The following is an 18,481-nucleotide window of genomic DNA, read 5'->3' on the forward strand; positions in this document are numbered from 1 at the left end:
CCATGCAACTCAATCTCCGCTTCATCATTGCCATTATTGTGGCGGCGGTGTCCCTTTTTGGTTACTACTTCAACACCTCGAAAAACGAGATAACCGGCGAAACCCAGCACGTGAGCATGAGCGCCGACCAGGAAATAGCTCTTGGGCTTCAGGCCGCTCCCTCCATGGCCGCTCAGTACGGCGGCGTCAGCACCAATGCCCAGGCCCGGGCGGCCGTGCAGCAAGTGGGGCAAAAACTCATTGCCAGCACCAAAGCCAGTCAAACGCCCTACAAATTTCAGTTTCACCTGCTGGCCGACGATAAGACCATCAACGCCTTCGCCCTGCCCGGCGGCCAGATTTTCATTACTGAAGGCCTGCTGAAAAACCTTAAGACCGAGGCCCAGCTAGCCGGCGTGCTGGCGCATGAGATTGGCCACGTGGTGGGCCGCCACTCAGCGGCGCAGGTAGCCAAGTCTAACCTAACGCAGGGCCTGGCCGGCGCGGCAACCATTGCCTCTTATGACCCCAACAGCCCGGGCAGCTCGATTGCCAAGGCCGCCATTGCCGCAGCCATTGCCAAGGTAGTGAGCATGCGCTTCAGCCGCAACGATGAGCTGGAGGCCGACAAGCTGGCCGTGGATTTCACACCCCAGGCCGGCTACGACCCCCGCGCCATGATTGAGGTAATGAATATTCTGGCGCAGGCGGGTGGCCGTAGCTCCACACCAGAGTTCATGAGCACTCACCCTGACCCCGGCAACCGCATTGCGTTGCTGGAGCAGGAAATTACTGCCGACTTCCCGCAGGGTGTGCCGGCTGGGCTTAAGAACTAATCTGAACCACGGATTCATGCGGATTTTTCGGATTTCGCGGATTTTGTAGACGGTTCACCCAAATTTTTAAATTGCAAAAGGCCACTCGACAGAGTGGCCTTTTTTGCTATTAATGCCAAAGCATGTGGTTCAGATTTGAAACTTTTGTGGCGTCTACAAAATCCGCGAAATCCGAAAAATCCGCATGAATCCGTGGTTCAGAAATTAGGCGGAGTCAGGTTTTTGAAATGGCCATTTAGGCGTACTCGTTCTTTGAGGCGTTCGGTTTCTAGCACTACCGGGAGGATGGTGTCGAGGTGGTCGCGCACCATTTCCTGGCGTTCGAGTTCGCTGGTAGTGGCCAGGAGCTGATATTCCTGCTCGGTGCTGAAGCCGATGTGGTGGGCCACATCGAAAATGCAGTAATCGGGGGCCAGTTCCAGCAACAGCTTGCGCAGGCCGAGGGCTTCGTAGAGCTGCCGCACCTGTTTGGCAATGATTTCGCGCAGCACCGGGTCGGGTACTTCGTCCTGCACCACGTCTTCAACCTGGCCGCCGGCGTAGAGCTTGCCGGGGGCCTGGCGGTAAAATTTGTTGATGCGAAACACGCCCACGGCCTTCGTCTTGATGTCGAGCTCGCCGCTTGAGTACGTCTGCTCTACGCTGAGCAGGCGCATCTCGGTGCCCAGCTCGCTCAGGGAATCGTCGAGGTAGGGCGGGATGCCGAAGGTGATATTTTGCTCAATGCACTCGCGTACCAGCTGGCGGTAGCGGGGCTCAAAGATGTGCAGGTTGAGTTTTTCCCCGGGAAAAACCACCAGGTTGAGCGGAAACAGCGGTAACATGCGCGGCATGGCAGGCGAAACGAAAGAAGAGAACTAAGGCCTCAACAAACGAGACCGTTGATTGGGTTTAACTGCGCCCGATGGAAAGCACAGAAACGCCCAGCCAAACGGCCGCGGAAGCAGGCGAAAGGTAGGAGTGAATAGCGAAACACCGCCCCTCGCCCTACTTTTGCCCCAATGGCCGCTACCCCGCTACTTCCCAACGCCTCAGTTTTGCTCAAAAAAGCCATCCGGCTGCTGCTGCAGGTGGGCACGGCGCTGTTTTTGGCTTCGGTGGCGTGGGTGTTGATTTATCGGTGGGTGGCGCCGCCCGCCACCTGGCTCATGCTGGAGCGGCGAGCCCACGCGCCCATCGGCAAGGGCTACTACGGCATCCAGGAAGACTCCCGGCAAATTAGCTACCGATTCCGGACCTTGGACGAGGTGGCGCCGGCCGTGCCGCTGGCCTTGGTGGCGGCCGAAGACCAGCGCTTTCTCATTCATCGCGGGTTCGACTTCGATGCCATGGCCAAAGCAGCTAAGCGTAACTGGAACGGCGACGGCACCCGCATTGTGGGTGGCAGCACTATTTCGCAGCAAGTAGCCAAAAACGTGTTTCTGTGGCACGGGCGCAGCTACGTGCGCAAAGTGGCCGAAGCGTATTTCACCGTACTCATCGAGTTTTTGTGGAACAAGCGGCGCATCATGGAAATGTATTTGAGCGTGGCCGAGATGGGCGACTGCACCTTTGGGGTGGAGGCGGCCAGCCAGCGTTACTTTGGCAAATCGGCCAGCAAGGTCACGCCCGCCGAAGCGGCCCTGCTGGCGGGCGTGCTACCCAACCCACTGCGGTTTAGGGCTTCCAACCCGGGGCCGGTGGCGCGGGCTAAGCAGCAACGCGTACTGCGCAACATGCGCCGCCTGGGCGGCACCTCTTACGTCAACACTCTTCTGAACCATTAGCCATGAGCATCCTTCAGCCTTTAGTTATGAAAACCTTGCTGGGAGGCCTTGCGCTTAGCCTGGGCGGGTGTGCGGCCGGCTCGCAGCCGGGTGGGGCGGGGCAAGCTTCGGAGGCTACCGCTGCAGCAGCTATTCGGCAAGTGCTCACCACCCAAACTGCTGCCTGGAATAGGGGCGACATCCCAGGTTTTATGGAAGGATATTGGAAGTCGGACTCGCTGGTGTTTCTCGGCCGGAAGGGGCCAACCTATGGCTGGCAGCAAACGCTGGACAACTACAAGAAGGGTTACCCGGATGCGGCGGCCATGGGCCAGCTCGATTTCAGTGGCCTGCGCGTGACGGTGCTCAACCCCAATGCGGCCCAGGTAATTGGCCGGTGGCACCTAGCCCGGCCCGTGGCCGGCGATGTGCAAGGGCACTTCCTGCTGGTGATGCGGCAAATTGACGGGAAGTGGGTGGTTGCGGCCGACCACACCAATAGCCAATAAGAAGCTCTCGGAACTGCCGACGCTTACTCGCTGGCTTTCTCAATAATCGTCTCCACCGGTTGTTCAGGAATGGGCTCGTTCACAATCAGCCCAAGGCTGGCGGCGTGGGCGGCGGCAGTGGCATAGTCGGGCACCAGCAGCATGGGCACGCCTTCGGTGTGCAGCTCTTTGGTGATAGGGCCTACCAGCAGGGCGCGGGCTGGCACCTGCACGTCGCGGATGTAGATGGCCAGAATGCGGCCGGGGTGCTGCCGCACCACTTCCCGGTAGATGCGGGCATCTTCCTGGCCGCTGTCGCCGAGGAGCACGAAAGATAGATTGGGATAAGCGCCAAGCACGTCGTTGATTTCGTGCAGCTTGTGCGCAAAGTGAACGGCCGCCGAGCCCACCACGCCGGGCGGCGGAGAATTTTTGGGACGGGAAATGCCCAAATCGCGGAGCAGGAGCGGGCCGGGGGGCATCTCGTGGATGCCCATGAACTCATCGAGCATGTCGTAGAGGTTCCAGGGGCTGCTGCTCACGTAGAAAAACGGGTTGTCGGGCCGATTGGTGCGGCCACGCTGCAGGCGGCGGTAGAAGTCGGCCACTCCCACGTAGGGGAGTCGGGAGTGGGCGTTGCTGAAGAGCGTGCGGCCGAGCATTTTCAGCACGTTGGTGGCGCTGGTTTCGAAAACGGTGTCGTCGAGGTCGCTGATGACGCCGAACTCGGCCGTGGGCGGTGGCACCAGCACCAGCGCCGACGCTTGCACCAGCGGCAGCGGGGGCCGAAACTGCCGGGGCAGTCGCGAAACCTTCACCGGCACCGGGTACCAGAGGTAGGCCACCGGCTCGGGCAGGGCCTGGGGCTCAATGATGAGCGTGAAGTAGCCCTCGTCGTCAGTCGTGACGAGGTGCTGGCTGCCATCGGGCAGCTCGGCCACGAGGTCGGCCCCGGCTACTTCGCGGCTATTGAAGCGGCGCACCATGCTTCGGAAATTGCGCCAGCGCGAGTCAGTTGCGGCTTGGGCCGTGAGGCCGCGGTCGGCCAGCAGGCGCCCTTTGATGTAGAACCGGGCGGCCGTGCCGTAGCTGCGGTAGGCATCGAGCTGCAGCGGGCGCAGCAAGCCCGCGCGCGCCGTGGAGCGCGTGAGGAGGTGGTCGGTCCATTCGGTGAAGGTAGAAAGGGCGTCGAGCAGCTTCATGTGGCAAACCTACGGCTTGCAGCCCGCAACCGCCAAGGTTGGCCGCCAGCGCCGTGCTTGCGTAGAATGGCCATGCCTGAAAATTCGGGTTGCTTTGCTCCACCTATGCCTACTACCACCGCGCCCCGCCCCAAAACCCGTAAAAAAGCTCTTCTGCCGCAAGAGGAGGCCCATATTGTGTATAAAGACCCCGCCCGCCAGGCCCAAATGGCGGGCTTGCGCTACGCCACCGACCAAGGCCCGGGCATTACCCGCAAGGCCACCCGCACGGGCAAATTTACCTTCCATGACGCCCAAGGGCAGAAAATTACGGATGCTGAAACGTTGGAGCGCATCAGCAGCTTCGTGATTCCGCCCGCCTGGACCGATGTCTGGATTTCGGCCTCGCCCACGGCCCACTTGCAGGTGACCGGGCGCGACAGCCTGGGCCGCAAGCAGTACCGCTACCACCCGGCCTGGGACGAAATGCGCAGCCTGACCAAGTTCTCGCGCCTGCGCTCCTTCGGCGAAAAGCTGGCGGACCTGCGGGCCCAGCTCAACAAAGACCTGACCCGCCCGGCGCTGGACCGCGAAAAAGTGGTGGCCCTGGTGCTCACGCTCATGGACCAGTCCTTCATTCGGGTGGGCAATAAGGAATATGCCAAAAAGAACAAGAGCTACGGCCTCACTACCCTGCGCGACAAGCACGTGGCCATAGAGGGGGCCGATGTGAATTTTAGCTTCGTGGGCAAAAAAGGGGTGCCGCACGACGTGACCTTGCACGATGCCCGCCTAGCCCGGCTGGTGCGCAAGTGCAAGGAGATACCGGGCCAGCACCTGTTTCAGTATTACTCGACCGACGGGCAGCGCCACGCACTGGAGTCGGGCGATGTGAACGAGTACTTACAGCGCCATACGGGCATGGCCCTATCGGCGAAGGATTTCCGCACCTGGGGCGGCACCGTGAAAATGGTGAAATGCCTGGAAGCCGTGCTGGACGTAGAGCCGGATTTGGAGCCCGAAAAAGTGGTGAAAAAGGCGGTGAAGGAAGTGGCTACCGGCTTGGGAAATACCCCAACGGTGTGCTCGAAATACTACATTCACCCGCAGGTAGTGGAGTTGTTCAAATCGGGGCAGCTGATTGAATACCTCCGCAAGCATGACGCCGAAGCGGCTCCCGGAGATTTGCTATCGCCGGTGGAGCGGCTGGTTCTGAAAATGTTGGAGCAGGTGTAAAGGCGAGTAGCACCTCGACAATCCGGTTTGCCAAAGCGAGCTCAATAAAGTTTAGCTAGTTTACTTCGTAACTGTTGCAGGGCCGAGTGGCGGTGCTCCGTTAACCTAGAATCTTGCTATCCTGAGATGAGGCATCCATCCCAAAAGCTTTCATTTTCAATTCTAAGTCTCTTATTACTGTTGTTCGCATTGCCCGGGTGGGCGCTGCCAGCCGTAGCACCGAGTTGTGGTTGCGTGCAGGACTTCGATTTTGTGGTTAGCTATTTGGAGCGCAACCTGCCGGCTTATCCGCGCGACGTTACCGCTCAAACCCGCCCCGCTTACGAGCGACTTAAACGACGATTGCGCCAAGGTGCCTCCTTGCAGTCGACCCCGACACGCTGCCTGCCCATATTGGTCGCTTACGTTGAATTCTTTCGCGACCAGCACACTACTATCGCTGGTTCTGCTGGGGTGGCAGTAAATGACAAAGATTCGCTCGCCGTGCGACGGTTTCTGGCCAGCGCGGTGTATCAACAAACGGAAACTGTCCGCTTGCAGCCAGTACGCTCTTATCCACTCGCTGCCATAGAAGGCCGTTACCAGACCACCGACAGCACTTACCAGATTCAAATTCAGCCCGCTCGCACCAGGTTTCGGGATTTCGTAGGGGTCGTTGTGCAGTCGCGCACGCCCCTGTGGGCGGTAGGCCAAGTAAAGCTGGAGTTGAAACAGCTGCCGCATGGCTCAAGGTACCGCATTATCCAGTACAACCGAAATCATTCTGCTAGCTACTTGGGGGAAATCCGCCAGGTGCAAGGCTACCTACGGGGCACTAGTTGGCAGAAACTTGGCGTGCCGGCAGCACCACCGCGGATAACGGACACACTCGCTTATCGAGCGCTGACGCCGGCTACCGCCTACTTGCGGATTCCCTCTTTTAATGGCGGGTTGCACGCGCAATTATATTCGGTGTACCAGAAAGTGGCAGCTGCCTCGCCCCAGAACTTAATCATAGACGTGCGGGGTAACGGGGGCGGCTCAGACGGCAACGTGGCGGGGTTGGTTCCCTTTATGTTCACGGCTCCATTCCAAGACGACCAACTAGAAGAATACTACGTGACCCCGGACAACGTGCAACGGCTTGCCGAACACTACCGGGGCATGCAACGCGATTCCGTGAGCTATGGGGCTGCGGCGCTGCAGCATGTTCGCAGTACCTTGAGGTGGTTGCAGCAAGCCCCTATCGGCCAGTTCCTGGCAGACCCAACGGCCTTGCTCAAGACCTTTACTGGGGTGGCTGCTCGGCCAAATCGGGTCGTGATTTTATACGACCGTGGGTGCGCTAGTTCCTGTGAAACGCTCCTGTTCTGGGCCAAGCATTCCGCCAAAACGACGCTGGTAGGCGAGAATTCGGGCGGCTACGTGGGCTACGGCAATGTTTTTTCCGTACCTACGCCCTGCTTGGGCTTTGTGCTGACGAGCACGACGATGCGCTTACCTAATCAAGTATCGTATGAAGCCGTCGGCGTAGCGCCCGATGTGCCGCTTGGGTTGGACGAGGACTGGCTGACCCAGGCTAAACGCTTGATAGAGCAGCCCTAGCAGGTGGTTTTTAAAAGGAAGGTGATGTAGCTACCCGGGAGCACGAGTTACCTATTCGATTTTTAAACCCAACTTTTAACGAACGTCATTCCTGTAGTACTGCGACAGGAGGGCTGGCTACTCTTTAGGGGACTTATCGAATGCATCCTTGGCGCGGGCACTGCCTTGGCTGAAATGCACACCCCGCCCGTACTTGCTGCCCTGCAGCTCGTCGGCATCGGGGCCGCCGTAGATGCGAAGGACGGGCCGGCTCACGGTTTTCTGGCCGTGTTGTTCAATGGTGAACACGTCGTCGCCACCCAGGCCTTCGAGCTGAATTTCCTTAGTCTCGGCAGGAAAGAAGGTGCGATGGAAAAAGGCATTTTGCTGGCTAATGGCCGCTTGCGCCGGGTACACGGCTACCACCGTTGAATCGGAGTAGCGATGAACCACAAACCGCTCGGGCAGGGCGGTGCCTGCCACCATGGGGCGGCGGGCGAGGTGTTGGTAAAAGCCATCGGCAAAAGCCGGGAGATTGTCGCGCCTAGCTTGCAAAGCGGCAATGATGCCTGGCCCTTCCAAGGCAAAGGCTGCGGACGGGATGCGGTGCACGGCCGTGCTAATGACGGCATCGGGCAGGAGCTGCTGCATGGCTAGCGCCTCGGCTTTATACTCGGCCCGGCTGAGTTGATTGAGGCCGCGGGTGTCGAGGTAGTGGCCGTTAGACATGAGGTGGGCGAGCTTGGGGTAACGGGCCCGAAACGTGGTCCAGTGGGGAATGGCCAGGTGCCCGACCAGCCAGCCCAGCACGCCGTCATCAAGGCGGTAAAAAACCATGTCCCGGTCTTTGGGCAAAGGAGAAATGCTGGCCCCCGACTCGGGCTGGGGGCGCACGTTCCAGTTCCACTGGCCGGGGTGCCGGTCCCAGTCGCCGAGCCACGCATCGAGCAGCCGGGCCCGGAGCAGGGCGCGCTGGTCGAACTGCTGGTCGGGAGTGGCCACTACTGCAGCGAAAGCTGGCTTGCTGCCTACTACTTTGCCGGCGGCACCAGAAGCGGCCGGCGCAACGGCATATCGTTCTTCGAGATACGCGAGCTGGCCCCGAAAAAGGCGCAAGGAGTCTGATTGAAAATTGGGGTCGTCGGGACGCACATAAAACAGCCGGGGCGCGGCCCGGGGTACGCCCACGGCCTGGGCCAACGGCTGAACCACCAAAGGGCCGTAGGGCTGCGTGGCCGAGATATTATCGCGGAGAGCATTCACCAGAAATGTGCCGCGCAGCAGCTTTGGCGTGGCCCGAATGGGGTCTTTATCAACAGTGCGCAGCATATACGCGGAGCCGTTCGGGGTGCTCAGGCTCAGGCTGGTGCTGTTGAAGCCGCCGCCCACCTTGCCGGGGGTCAGCCCTCCGGGCCGGACACTGGGCAGGCGCAGCACCGGCACCGTGATGGGCACTGCCCACGAGCTCCGGTAGTGCCGGCCCACTAATGCTTGATACAAGCGGCCGTGGCGAGCATAATGGCGCCCGGCCGTGACGCCGCGCACGCTGTCGGCAGCGGCAGGCAGGGGTTGGGTCAGCACCGCATCGGGCCGGGCATCGGGTTGGAAAAATTGCTTGCGCACGCAGCCCGACCCTATGCCCAGCCCGGCGAGTGCGGTCAATAAAAGAGAATGGTAAGGGGAACGCGACTGCATTAATTATAAGAAAAACGGCACTGACGAGACTACAACGACAGGGAGCCAAAAAAGGCCAACTGTTCAGCTCTTTCCGGCTAGCGGCCTTTGGTGCCGATGGTTTGGTCGTAGCCCAGCCGGTTTTTGCGGGGCTCCTGCGGGCGGGGGCCATTGGCTGTGGTCATGTCCGATGCCTCGTCGTAGGTTTTGAGGCGACGGCTGCTGCCGGTCAGGCGCAGCTGGTCCTGGCCTGCACCACCGTAGAGCTGCAGCGGCATGAGCTTGCCCGAACCGGTTGTTTCTACTTCAAAAACATCGTTGCCGCCGAGGGCCTCCAGGGTCAGCTCGCGGGTTTCGGCAGCGTAGTAGGTGCGCCGAAACAGCAGCGAATCGGTGCGCGTGAGCTGCATCAGCGCCCGCGAAAAAATCCGAACCGTGGTGGAGTCGGCGTAGCGGTTCACCACAAAGCGTTCGGGCTCGTTGGTGCCGCCCACCACGGGCTCGCGGGCCAGCGTCAGGTAAAACTTGTCGGCGGCCTTAGGCAGCGACTCGCGGCGTACCTTGAGAATGCCGCCAATGGTGGGGCCTTCCAGCGCATACACGGCGGGGGGCATGCGGCGCATGGCCCGCTCAATAAGCGAGTCGGGGAGGCGGCGCTGCAGGTCCAGGGCCATGCGGCGGAAATCGGCGCGGGTCATTTGCGCCAGGCCGCGCTGGTCGATGAAGCGTCCCTGCTCCACGAGGCCCGCCACGTTGCCATAGGCAGGCTTGAAAGTTTGGAAGCGGGGCATGAGGAACGGGAGGCTGACCAGCCAGGGCACAAACCCATCGTTGAACCGGAAATAAACCTGGTCCCGGTCTTTGGGAATGGCGCGGTAGCGTACGCGGCCATCCGGCGCTTTAAACTCGGCCCAATCCCACTGGCCTTCGTGCCGGTCCCAGTCGCCGAGCCACACGTCGAGCAGGCGGGCTCGCAGGAAGGACTGCTCATCAATGGTATGAGAAGCGTTGGCATAAACTCTTTTCAGCAGGCCCTCGCCGCCCACGAAGTTGGTGACTCCCGACAAGTCAGGAGTTTGCGAAGCCAGGGCCTCGTACTTTTCTTCGACCATGGCCATTTTGCCCTGAAACCGCTCCGACGCGGAGCCCAGGCTCGTTTCGTCGGTGCGCACATACACCAGGCGGGGCCGCGTATGGGGCACCCCCGCTGCCTGGGCCAGAGGCGGCACCGTGAGCGCGCCGTAAGGATTGGCTGCCGAGGTCGCGTCGCGCACGGCGTTCAGCAAAAAGCTGCCTTGCAAAAACTTAGGAAGGACTTTGCTGGGGTCTTTGTCGAGGGCGCGCAGGGCGTATTCGCGCTTTTTGCTGCCTTCCAGCGTCATGCTGATGCTTTGAAAGCCACCGCCGGACTTGCCGGCTTTCAGCCCGCCGGGGGCCGCAGTCCGCAGGTTCAGTACCGGAACCTTGACCGGGGCCGCCCACACCTCGCGGTAGTGCCGGCCCCAAAACACGTCGTGCAGCTTGGAATGGCGGTTGTATTGCCGGCCGGCCACGACCAAAACGCTGTCGGCTCCCGGGGGAAGGGCCTGGGCGCTGCCGGGGCCGATGCGGGCGTCGGGCTGAAAGAAATTGCGGCGGGCACAGCCACTCACTGCCAACCCCAGGCTTAATATGAACAGAGGTAAACGGGAGGGGGGCAGGAGAGCAAAAGAATGAGGCATTCAGGGAAAGGCAGGAGGGCAAGAATAAGCCTTTAACGCAAACCCGCCGCAAAGGTCGGGTCAACTCAGGGCGGGTATTTACAACCGTTGCCCCGCCGTTTGCAGTATACGCACCGCACTCTCCGAGTTCGTGGCCCGCCTTGGGGCGCTGTGGCCCTGAAGATTTTTCGTTTATGCCTCGCTTAGCTGCCTTCGCCCCGTACATCCTGCTATGTTTGTATTGTGCCTTGGCGACGGTGCCGGCCGGCTGCACGGGCCAGACGGCCCCCGTACGAGTGCCCGCCCAGTGGGCGCCCGATTCGACCACGGTGGTGCGGCCGGCCGGCCCCGAATATGACCGCAGTGCCGCATGGGAGTTTTTCTGGGGCAAGCACTACCGCGACATTTGGGCCACGCCCGTTACCGTGCCCGTGCTCCGGCTGGCCACGGCGCTGCCCGGGGGCCTGCACCCGCTGCAGGCAGGTGGCAGCTACCAAACCCGCACCCTGCGCCTGCGGGCCGCCAATGGCAAAGATTTTGTGCTGCGGTCCGTCGACAAAGACGCCAGCGTGGCCTTGCCCGCTGGCTGGAAGCGCAAGCTGCTGGGCGGCCTTATGAAGGACCAAACCAGCGTGGCGCAGCCCTACGGTGCGTACGTGGCCGCGCAGCTGGCCGAGGTGGCAGGCGTTTACCACACCAATCCCCGGCTGGTGTATGTGGGCGATGACCCCGGCCTGGGTACGTTCCGCAAAGCCTACGCCAACGACCTGTATTTGCTGGAAGAGCGGCCCGATGGCAACCAAACCGACGTAGCCAGCTTTGGCCACTCGCCGCTGGTGGTGAACACGGGCCGCATGCTGGCCGACATCCACCAGCGCCCCAGCGCCCGAGTGGAGGCCCGCGCCTACCTGCGGGCCCGGCTCCTCGACATGTGGCTGGGCGACTGGAGCCGGCGCGAAGACCAATGGCGCTGGGCCAGCTTCGAGCAGGCGGGCCAGGTAAGCTACCGTCCCATTCCCCGCGACCGCGACCAGGCCTTTTTCCTGTTCAACGACGGCGCTATTACCCGCGTCGTCTCGTGGTTTGTCCCCAAGTACCAAAGCTTTCAGGCGAGCCTCAGTGCCCAGGCCGTCAATGGCCTTACCCTCACCGCTCGTGAGCTTGACCGCACGTTGCTGGCTACCCTCCAGTCCGAAGACTTCCGGGAAGTGGCCGACTCGCTGCGCCGGCGGCTGACCGATGCGACCATTGCCCAAGCCCTGACAGCCGGCCCGCCCGAAACCAGGGCCGCTGTGGCCAAGCGGTTTGCGCCAATGCTGCGTGCGCGGCGTGACCAACTACCCCAGGTAGCCCAGTGGTATTACCAACTGCTGGCCAAAAGGGCTCTGCTGGTGGGCACCGATAAAGCCGAACGGTTTGTGCTCAGCGAGCCAGGACCGGGCTTGCTGCGGGTAAAAATGTTTGCCCAGAGGCCTAATCAGGCCGATAGCCTGATAATGGAGCGCACCTATAACCGCCGGCGTACTTCCAGCCTGGCTATTTATGGCCTGGCCGGAAATGATGTATTTGAGCTGACGGGTCGACTGAAGAGCCGCATCAGGGTGCATCTCTACGAAGGCGCAGGCCAAAACCAACTGGTGCTGCCCGCCGCGAGTGCGGCCATCGCCGGCATTACCTGGCATAGTAATTCAGCCGATAAATTCAGCCAGAAACGGCGGGGCATCACCGTCAGGCCCAACCCCGATGCCGCCGCCACGGCCAATACCCAAAGCTGGATGAAGCGCTACCGACTTTGAGCCGGGCGGGGCAGCAAAAGTCCCGCCAGCGGGTCCTGGCCGTTGAGCGTGCCGCGGCTGCCCACTACCTGAAAACGGGCAAACAGCTCCTCACCGTACCATTTTTCGCTGCGCGTGAGTTTGATTACCTCCCGGTGGCGCACGTCGCGGTAGGCGTACGTCTGCATAGCCTGCGCCGACTCCCACACGCTGAACGTGGCCTGCCGCACCAAGGGCAGCTCGCCCAGGCCAATAGCGGCGCGCACGCCCACGGCATCGGCCAGGGCTGCGCTGGTGGGCTCCACAAATTGCCAGAAGCGGGGCGTTTTCCGCAGGCGAATGCTGGCGCGGGTGAGCACGGCCATCGGGCCAGTATCGACCTGCAACTGGGCAGGAGGGTAGTCAAACGGTGTTTTCCCATCCCACAGGCCCTGGGCTTTCAGCGGTGCTAAGTCTACCGACCACATTTCGGCGCTGCGCTCCTGGTAGGTGGCCCAGAGCGGGTGCTGGTCGAAAAACGAGGCGGCCGCCGCAGCATCGTCCCACACGCTCACGAAACCGTAACGGTCCAGATTGGGCCAAAAGCCGAAGCCGTTGTTGGCGCCGCTGCCCATCAGCTTATAAAATTGGAGGCCCGGCACGCGCTGCAGGGTGGGAGGCGAAGTGCCCATTTGGGCCAGGCCCCAGCGCCGGTTGCCGGGCTTGAGCGTGAAGACAGAGAGGGTGGTATGCGGCATGCCAGAACGTGGGCCAGCGCCATAAGAGCAGCCAGCGGGTTTCATTCAACAAAAAAAGGCCGGAATTGCTTCCGACCTTTTTTACGCAATGTGATTGCGAGGAATTTACTTCGGAATGACTACTGACTGGCGGTCGGCGCTTGGCTGGTCGCGCTCGCCGGTAATTACCGCCTTCAGGTAGGTGTAGGCCCGCAGCAAGGTCGCGTTGGGCGAATCCCAGAACTCGCCCTTGTCAATGGTCACTTTCAAAAGCGCAATGTTCGGGTCATCCGAGCCATCGGGAAACCAGCCGCGGATGGCCTCGCTCCACAGCTCCTTAATTTTGGCGCGGTCGGTCACCACCTTGGCCGTGCCAGTGATGGCCACGTACAGGTTGTCCTCGGGCTTGGAATAGCCCAGGTTGATGTGACGGTCCTGCTGTACCTCGTCTACTTTCTGCGAGTCCAGCTCTGTGAAGAACCACAGCGTGCCGTCTTCTTCGGGCTTGGTGGTGTACATGGGGCGCGAGTGCAGCTCTTGGCCGTTCTCGATGGTGGTCATCATGGCAATCTTGATGTCCTTAATTTTGTCGACGAGTTTGGTTACGTCGTGGCTTACGGCAACTTGGTCGGCCATGGGAATGGGGTGTTTAGGGAAATGAGGAGATTGGAAAGCATTTGGTTTACGGCCCCCGCCAGTACTTGTTTCTTACTGTTGTGATTTCCGCAGGCTCTGCCTACCATCGTACCCATGAATTTTCTCGCTCACCTGTTCCTTTCCGGCCCGCCCGATTCTCCTGCCTACGCCGATGTGCTGCTCGGTAATTTTATTGCCGACTCGGTGCCGGGCAAGCAGCTCGAAAATTACCCCGTGGCCGTGCAAACCGGCATCCGGCTGCACCGCGCCATCGATACCTTCACCGACCAGCACCCCGTGGTGCGCCGCGCCACCCAGCGTCTGCGCGCCGCGGGCTACGGCAAATACGCCGGGGTGATATCCGACATGTTTCTCGACCATTTTCTGGCCCGGCATTTCCCAGAATTTACCACCGAGCACCTGGCCGATTTCGCGCAACGCATCTACGCCCTGCTCACGGCCCGCCACGCCGAAATGCCGTCCCGCGTGCAACACTTTCTGCCCTACATGACCCAGCACAACTGGCTGCTGAGCTACGCCGACCTCGACAGCATCACCCGTGCCCTAAGTGGCCTAAGCCGGCGCGCCTCGCCGGGCTCCGGCATGGAAACCGCCGTGGCAGAGCTGCGGGTAAACTATGCCGCTTATGAAGCGGATTTCCGAGAGTTCTTTCCGCAGCTGCAAGCGCACGTAGCGGGGTTATTGATATAGTTTCAAAAGAAAAAGAACGTCATGCTGAGCGGAGCCGAAGCATCTCGCGTGCAGCAGTAACTCAATCGAATGGATTACTACTGCACGCGAGATGCTTCGGCTCCGCTCAGCATGACGTTCTGCTTATTGTAGTTGGGCTACAGGTTTGTTCCTGGACCCCAACAAACGCTAGTGCTGGTGGCCGCCCGCGCCGTGCACGTGGCCGTGGGCCAGCTCCTCGGCCGAGGCATCGCGCACGTCCTGCACTTTGCCGGCGAAGTGCATTACCATGCCCGCCAGCGGGTGGTTGAAGTCCATCTTAACGACCGAATCGCCGATGCTTACCACCTTGGCTTGCATGTGGTTGCCTTCGTTGTCGGCCATGGGCAGGAAGTTGCCTTCCTGTAGCATTTCATCGTCCAGCTTGCCGTCGATGAGGAAAACTTCTTTGGGAATTTCTACCAGCGCCTGCTCGTCGTAGTCGCCGTAGGCCTGGTCGGGGGTGAGGCTGAATTGAAAGTCGTCGCCGGCAGCTTTGCCGTTGAGCTGAGCTTCAAATTCCTCGGGCAGGCCGCTGTGGCCAAAAAGAAACACCATGGGTGCATCGGCTTCGGCCGATTCAACCAGCACTTTTTCCTGGTTTTCGTCGGTCACGCTGAGGTCGTAGGTGATGGTGACAACTTTGTTCTCGCTGATTGCAGCCATAATGGAAGGGGCAGCCGACGGGGCCGGCCATTGGGTTGGGTGAAGAAGTAAATTTCAGGCAAGATAGGTACGCAAAAAGTGGAGCCAGGGCCACATGCAGTTCCGTTTTCTTAGGCTGAACAGTGCGCCAGAGGGCAACTCAATTCCAAGGCTCGCGTTATGTCTGCGCTGCAGAAGTGTTTCTGCCTGATTGTCAACTTATCTGCATTCTACCCATGTCAAAGCTGTTTTTGCTCCTCCTAAGCGGCGCCCTGCTGGCCAGCTGCCAAGCCAATGAACCCAAAACCGAAGCCGAGGCAGTAGCCAAAGAGGCTGTGGTCACTTCCGATTCCGTCACCGCTGCGCGGGCTTCGGCCCCAGAAGCCAGTGTGCCCGTGGGTAATCCCACCTTGCTGTTCTCGCTCGATGAAGCCCACAACACGCCCGATGGCATGGCCCTGGCGCCGAATGGCAACATCATTTTATCGGTGCCCAACCTGGCCGATAACAGCCAGCCGGCCTCCCTCATGGAAATCGTGGGGACCACCATCCGGCCCTACGCCACCAACTTGCCCGTAGAGCCTAGCACTAAGAAAGGAGCTCCCATGGACCTGGCCTTCGGCCCCGATGGCCACCTGTACTACGCCGAAAACCAGTACGAAAACGACAAGAACCACAAATCGCGCCTCATGCGCGTGCAGGTGACCAACGGCAAGCCCGGCAAGATTGAGACTGTAGCCGACGGCTTCGCCCTGGCCAATGCCGTGGCCTGGAAAGGCAACACCCTCTACGTGACCGACAGCCAGTGGGACCTGCCTGACAACGACAAGGGCAGCGCTATAATGCGCTTCTCGCTGGCCGAGCTCAACCAAGGCGTGGTGCACCTCAAGCCCAAAACCAAGGACCCGCACGTGCTGGCCTTCTTCACCACCAAAGTGAACGAGACCGGCCTCGACAACGGCGCCGATGGCCTGGACTACGACAGCCAGGGTAACCTGTACACCGGCTCTTTCGGCGATGGCACGCTGTATAAAATTTCGCTCAGACCCGACGGCAGCTTCGCCAAGCAGGAAGTGCTCGCGCTCCAGGGCAAGCAGATACCCTGCGTCGATGGCCTCATTATCGACCGCAGCAGCGATAAGCTATACCTCTGCAACTCCCGCGAAAACGCCATTGAAATGGTCGACTTGCGCAATGGCAATCAGGTTACCACCATCGCCCAGAATGGCGATACCGATGGCGCCGGCGGCCTGCTCGACCAGCCCGCTGAGGTATTGCTGAAAGGCAACCGCCTGTATGTAGCCAACTTCGACAAGCCGGATAAGAATTTCGTGAATACGAAGTCTGATGCCCCGCATACGGTATCGGTGATTGACTTGAAGTAGAAAGCCAGTACAAAAAAACTCCCCTCCTCAGCTGAGGAGGGGATGTTCGAGCCAACGGCTCGGACGGGGGTGGTTGACCTCGTTGAACGATACGTGAACAAGTCGTTCGCCCATCGTTCAACGACCGCAACCACCCCCGTTGTCGCTGGCGCGACAACATCCCCTCCTTGTTAAGGAGGGGAGTTTTTGTTCTAAGGTCACTTTAATCCTGCATTTCCCACGCCGTGCGATAACCGCCAATCCTCTCCACATAAGCCAGCATCTCCTTAAAGAACGGATTAGAGCTCAGCGTCGATGAGTCGCCCACGAGCAGCAGCTTGCGCCGCGCCCGGGTCATGCCAACGTTCATGCGGCGGATATCGGAGAGAAAACCGATTTCACCGTGGTTGTTGCTGCGGGTGAGGGAAATGGCGATGATGTCGCGCTCCTGGCCCTGAAACGAATCCACGGTGCCCACACTGAGCATGCGGTGGGCCATGAGACCGTTAAGCTCGTCGTTTTCCTCGATGGCGTCCTTCAAATAGTTGATTTGGGCGCGATAGGGGGCAATAACACCGATGGTGAGCAGGTCTTCTTCGTGGTCGGCCTGGTCGTAAGGTTCGAGGAGTTGTGCTAAGCGCTTGATGAGCAGGTCACCTTCCTCCGGGTTGGCGGTGGAGCGGCTTTCCGGGATGGTGATTTCCTGGAAGCCAAAGCCGGCAGTGTCCAGAAACTCTACGGGAAGGTCGAGAGCAAAGCGCAAGTCGTAGTCGGCCAGGTCGGCGTGGCGCACGGTGTGGTGCGCTTCCAGCTTGCCTTCGTAAAACTGCTCCGAGCTGAACTCCATAATCTGCTCGTGCATGCGGTACTGCACCGTGAGCATGCGGGCCGTGGCCGGCTGGCGCTTGATGCACTTCTCGAACAGCGTTTCGCGGAGGCCGTCGCGGGCCGCTTTTTCGCTCTTCACGGTGGGCGGCAGCTGGTGGTGGTCGCCGGCCAGCACTACACGCTTGGCTTTGGAAATCGGAATCCAGCAGCCCGGCTCCAGGGCCTGGGCCGCCTCGTCGATGAACACCGTTTCGTAGGTCAGGTGGCGAATGTTGCGGTTTGAAGCCCCTACCAGCGTGCAGGTTATCACTTGCACCGATTCCAACAGGTCTTCGGTGATGTAGCGCTCCAGGTCGTCGGCCTGCTGAAATAGCATACGCGCTTCCTCTTTCAGCATCTTGCGTTGCTGCTGCTCTTCGTAGCCGAAGTTGCGCACGTATTTGCTGGCGGTTTCCCGGTATTGGTCGGCCGTCTGGCGCATCGAGCGCATCTCGTTGTAGCTCTTGTGAGCCATTACCTGCGCATCGAGCGTGTGCTCCAAAAGCAGGTCAGACACCCGGCTGGGGTTGCCCATGCGGATGACGTTCACGCCACGCTCGGCCAGCTTTTCGGTGAGCAGGTCCACGGCCGTGTTGCTGGGGGCGCACACCAGCACCCGCCGCTCGCGCCGGATGGTTTCCATAATGGCCTGCACCAGCGTGGTGGTTTTTCCCGTGCCGGGCGGGCCGTGGATAATGGCCACGTCCTGCGCAGCCATTACGTGGCGCACGGCGGCCAGCTGCGATTCGTTCAGCGGGCTGGGGTAGAACAGGTCGTCGGGCTTTTCCTCGCGGAACCGGGCTTCTTTGGCCCCGAGAACAACGTCGCGAAGCTCGGCCAGCCGGTCGCCGTAGGCGCCCATGACCTTGCCCAGGGCATAGTCCATCTCGCGGTAGCTCACCTCGTCGAAGGTGAGGTCGATGCCCAGCTTGCCGCCGTCGAGCACCCAATCGGGCAGGTCTTCCTTGGTGGTAGCCAGCAGCAGCTTGTTGCGCCGCACGCTAGTGATGACGCCGCTTAGGGTAGGCCGGTCGGTGGCCGAACGGCCGGGAATGTTGCCGAAAAGCGAAGCGTTTTTGCCTACCTGAAACAAGTGCAGGCCTTGCTGGCCGGCGGGCCGCTCAAGCTCGAGCACGACTTTGCCGCCAAAGCCGATGTCTTCCTTGGTGATGGTAACGGGGTACCAAGTCAGGCCGCGCTGTTGGCGCTCGGCAATGCTGGCCTTGGCATTTTTAATCTTGAATTGCTCCAGGTCTTCCTTTTGCTCCAGCTGCATGAGGGCCTGGGTGTGGCGCAGCTCTTTTTCGAGGGCGTAAGGGTCGGTGGGGGTGAATACTTCTGACAAAA

The 18,481-nt window shown here is 60.6% G+C and carries 16 protein-coding genes; 8 read left to right on the forward strand and 8 right to left on the reverse strand.

All coding sequences use genetic code 11. The features are described from left to right. The first annotated feature begins 2 nt into the window (after window positions 1-2). The gene (locus BMZ66_RS03045) at window positions 3-815 is read left to right on the forward strand and encodes a M48 family metallopeptidase (protein WP_092668829.1); all 813 of its coding nucleotides are present in this window, start codon (window positions 3-5) and stop codon (window positions 813-815) included. Window positions 816-1,012: 197 nt separating this feature from the next. Here the strand turns inward: BMZ66_RS03045 and BMZ66_RS03050 are convergent, their stop codons facing one another. Beyond that, entirely contained in the window at window positions 1,013-1,648 is a 636-nt protein-coding gene (locus BMZ66_RS03050; RefSeq protein WP_092668831.1) for an LON peptidase substrate-binding domain-containing protein, read from the reverse strand. A 168-nt stretch (window positions 1,649-1,816) separates the two neighbouring features. On the opposite strand from BMZ66_RS03050, the gene mtgA reads away from it, so the two are divergent. After that, complete coding sequence (gene mtgA, locus BMZ66_RS03055; protein WP_092668833.1) at window positions 1,817-2,581, forward strand: monofunctional biosynthetic peptidoglycan transglycosylase; 765 nt, start codon at window positions 1,817-1,819, stop codon at window positions 2,579-2,581. 26 nt (window positions 2,582-2,607) lie between these two features. Next, entirely contained in the window at window positions 2,608-3,069 is a 462-nt protein-coding gene (locus tag BMZ66_RS03060; protein ID WP_092670240.1) for a YybH family protein, read from the forward strand. 23 nt (window positions 3,070-3,092) lie between these two features. Here BMZ66_RS03060 and BMZ66_RS03065 read toward each other — a convergent pair whose 3' ends face one another. Then, window positions 3,093-4,250, reverse strand: coding sequence for an App1 family protein phosphatidate phosphatase (locus BMZ66_RS03065; RefSeq protein WP_092668835.1), 1,158 nt, complete (start codon window positions 4,248-4,250; stop codon window positions 3,093-3,095). Between the two features lie 105 nt (window positions 4,251-4,355). On the opposite strand from BMZ66_RS03065, the gene BMZ66_RS03070 reads away from it, so the two are divergent. Both BMZ66_RS03070 and BMZ66_RS03075 read left to right on the forward strand, forming a co-directional pair. After that, on the forward strand, window positions 4,356-5,465 hold the full coding sequence (locus BMZ66_RS03070) for a DNA topoisomerase IB (protein WP_092668837.1): 1,110 nt from the start codon (window positions 4,356-4,358) through the stop codon (window positions 5,463-5,465). A 180-nt stretch (window positions 5,466-5,645) separates the two neighbouring features. Further along, window positions 5,646-7,049 carry a S41 family peptidase gene (locus BMZ66_RS03075; RefSeq protein ID WP_177204572.1) on the forward strand — a complete coding sequence of 468 codons (1,404 nt, stop codon included), beginning with the start codon at window positions 5,646-5,648 and terminating at the stop codon, window positions 7,047-7,049. A 117-nt stretch (window positions 7,050-7,166) separates the two neighbouring features. Here BMZ66_RS03075 and BMZ66_RS03080 read toward each other — a convergent pair whose 3' ends face one another. Both BMZ66_RS03080 and BMZ66_RS03085 read right to left on the reverse strand, forming a co-directional pair. Continuing rightward, window positions 7,167-8,690, reverse strand: a complete 1,524-nt coding sequence (locus BMZ66_RS03080; protein ID WP_092668841.1) for a hypothetical protein — start codon at window positions 8,688-8,690, stop codon at window positions 7,167-7,169. A gap of 110 nt (window positions 8,691-8,800) precedes the next feature. Continuing rightward, a complete protein-coding gene (locus tag BMZ66_RS03085) occupies window positions 8,801-10,423 on the reverse strand; it encodes a hypothetical protein (RefSeq protein WP_143080029.1) in 1,623 nt (540 codons plus the stop codon). Window positions 10,424-10,596: 173 nt separating this feature from the next. On the opposite strand from BMZ66_RS03085, the gene BMZ66_RS03090 reads away from it, so the two are divergent. Then, entirely contained in the window at window positions 10,597-12,198 is a 1,602-nt protein-coding gene (locus BMZ66_RS03090; protein ID WP_143080030.1) for a hypothetical protein, read from the forward strand. On the opposite strand, the gene BMZ66_RS03095 is transcribed toward BMZ66_RS03090, so the two are convergent. Together BMZ66_RS03095 and BMZ66_RS03100 are read right to left on the reverse strand one after the other, a co-directional pair. After that, window positions 12,186-12,914 carry a spheroidene monooxygenase gene (locus tag BMZ66_RS03095; protein ID WP_092668847.1) on the reverse strand — a complete coding sequence of 243 codons (729 nt, stop codon included), beginning with the start codon at window positions 12,912-12,914 and terminating at the stop codon, window positions 12,186-12,188. The two genes, BMZ66_RS03090 and BMZ66_RS03095, sit on opposite strands and share 13 nt — an antisense overlap. 105 nt (window positions 12,915-13,019) lie before the next feature. Further along, on the reverse strand, window positions 13,020-13,529 hold the full coding sequence (locus tag BMZ66_RS03100; RefSeq protein WP_092668849.1) for a pyridoxamine 5'-phosphate oxidase family protein: 510 nt from the start codon (window positions 13,527-13,529) through the stop codon (window positions 13,020-13,022). A 114-nt stretch (window positions 13,530-13,643) separates the two neighbouring features. Here BMZ66_RS03100 and BMZ66_RS03105 point away from each other — a divergent pair, with 114 nt between their 5' ends. Beyond that, window positions 13,644-14,240, forward strand: a complete 597-nt coding sequence (locus tag BMZ66_RS03105; RefSeq protein ID WP_092668851.1) for an acyl carrier protein phosphodiesterase — start codon at window positions 13,644-13,646, stop codon at window positions 14,238-14,240. A 168-nt stretch (window positions 14,241-14,408) separates the two neighbouring features. On the opposite strand, the gene BMZ66_RS03110 is transcribed toward BMZ66_RS03105, so the two are convergent. Beyond that, window positions 14,409-14,924: an FKBP-type peptidyl-prolyl cis-trans isomerase gene (locus BMZ66_RS03110; protein ID WP_092668853.1), complete on the reverse strand. Its 516-nt coding sequence runs from the start codon at window positions 14,922-14,924 to the stop codon at window positions 14,409-14,411. Window positions 14,925-15,139: 215 nt separating this feature from the next. On the opposite strand from BMZ66_RS03110, the gene BMZ66_RS03115 reads away from it, so the two are divergent. Next, window positions 15,140-16,288, forward strand: coding sequence for an SMP-30/gluconolactonase/LRE family protein (locus tag BMZ66_RS03115; protein WP_092668855.1), 1,149 nt, complete (start codon window positions 15,140-15,142; stop codon window positions 16,286-16,288). Window positions 16,289-16,490: 202 nt separating this feature from the next. Here BMZ66_RS03115 and BMZ66_RS03120 read toward each other — a convergent pair whose 3' ends face one another. Then, on the reverse strand, window positions 16,491-18,479 hold the full coding sequence (locus BMZ66_RS03120) for an AAA domain-containing protein (RefSeq protein WP_092668857.1): 1,989 nt from the start codon (window positions 18,477-18,479) through the stop codon (window positions 16,491-16,493). Window positions 18,480-18,481: the final 2 nt, after the last annotated feature.

The sequence above is a fragment of the Hymenobacter arizonensis genome (assembly GCF_900115775.1).
GTDB classification, from domain to species: domain Bacteria; phylum Bacteroidota; class Bacteroidia; order Cytophagales; family Hymenobacteraceae; genus Hymenobacter; species Hymenobacter arizonensis.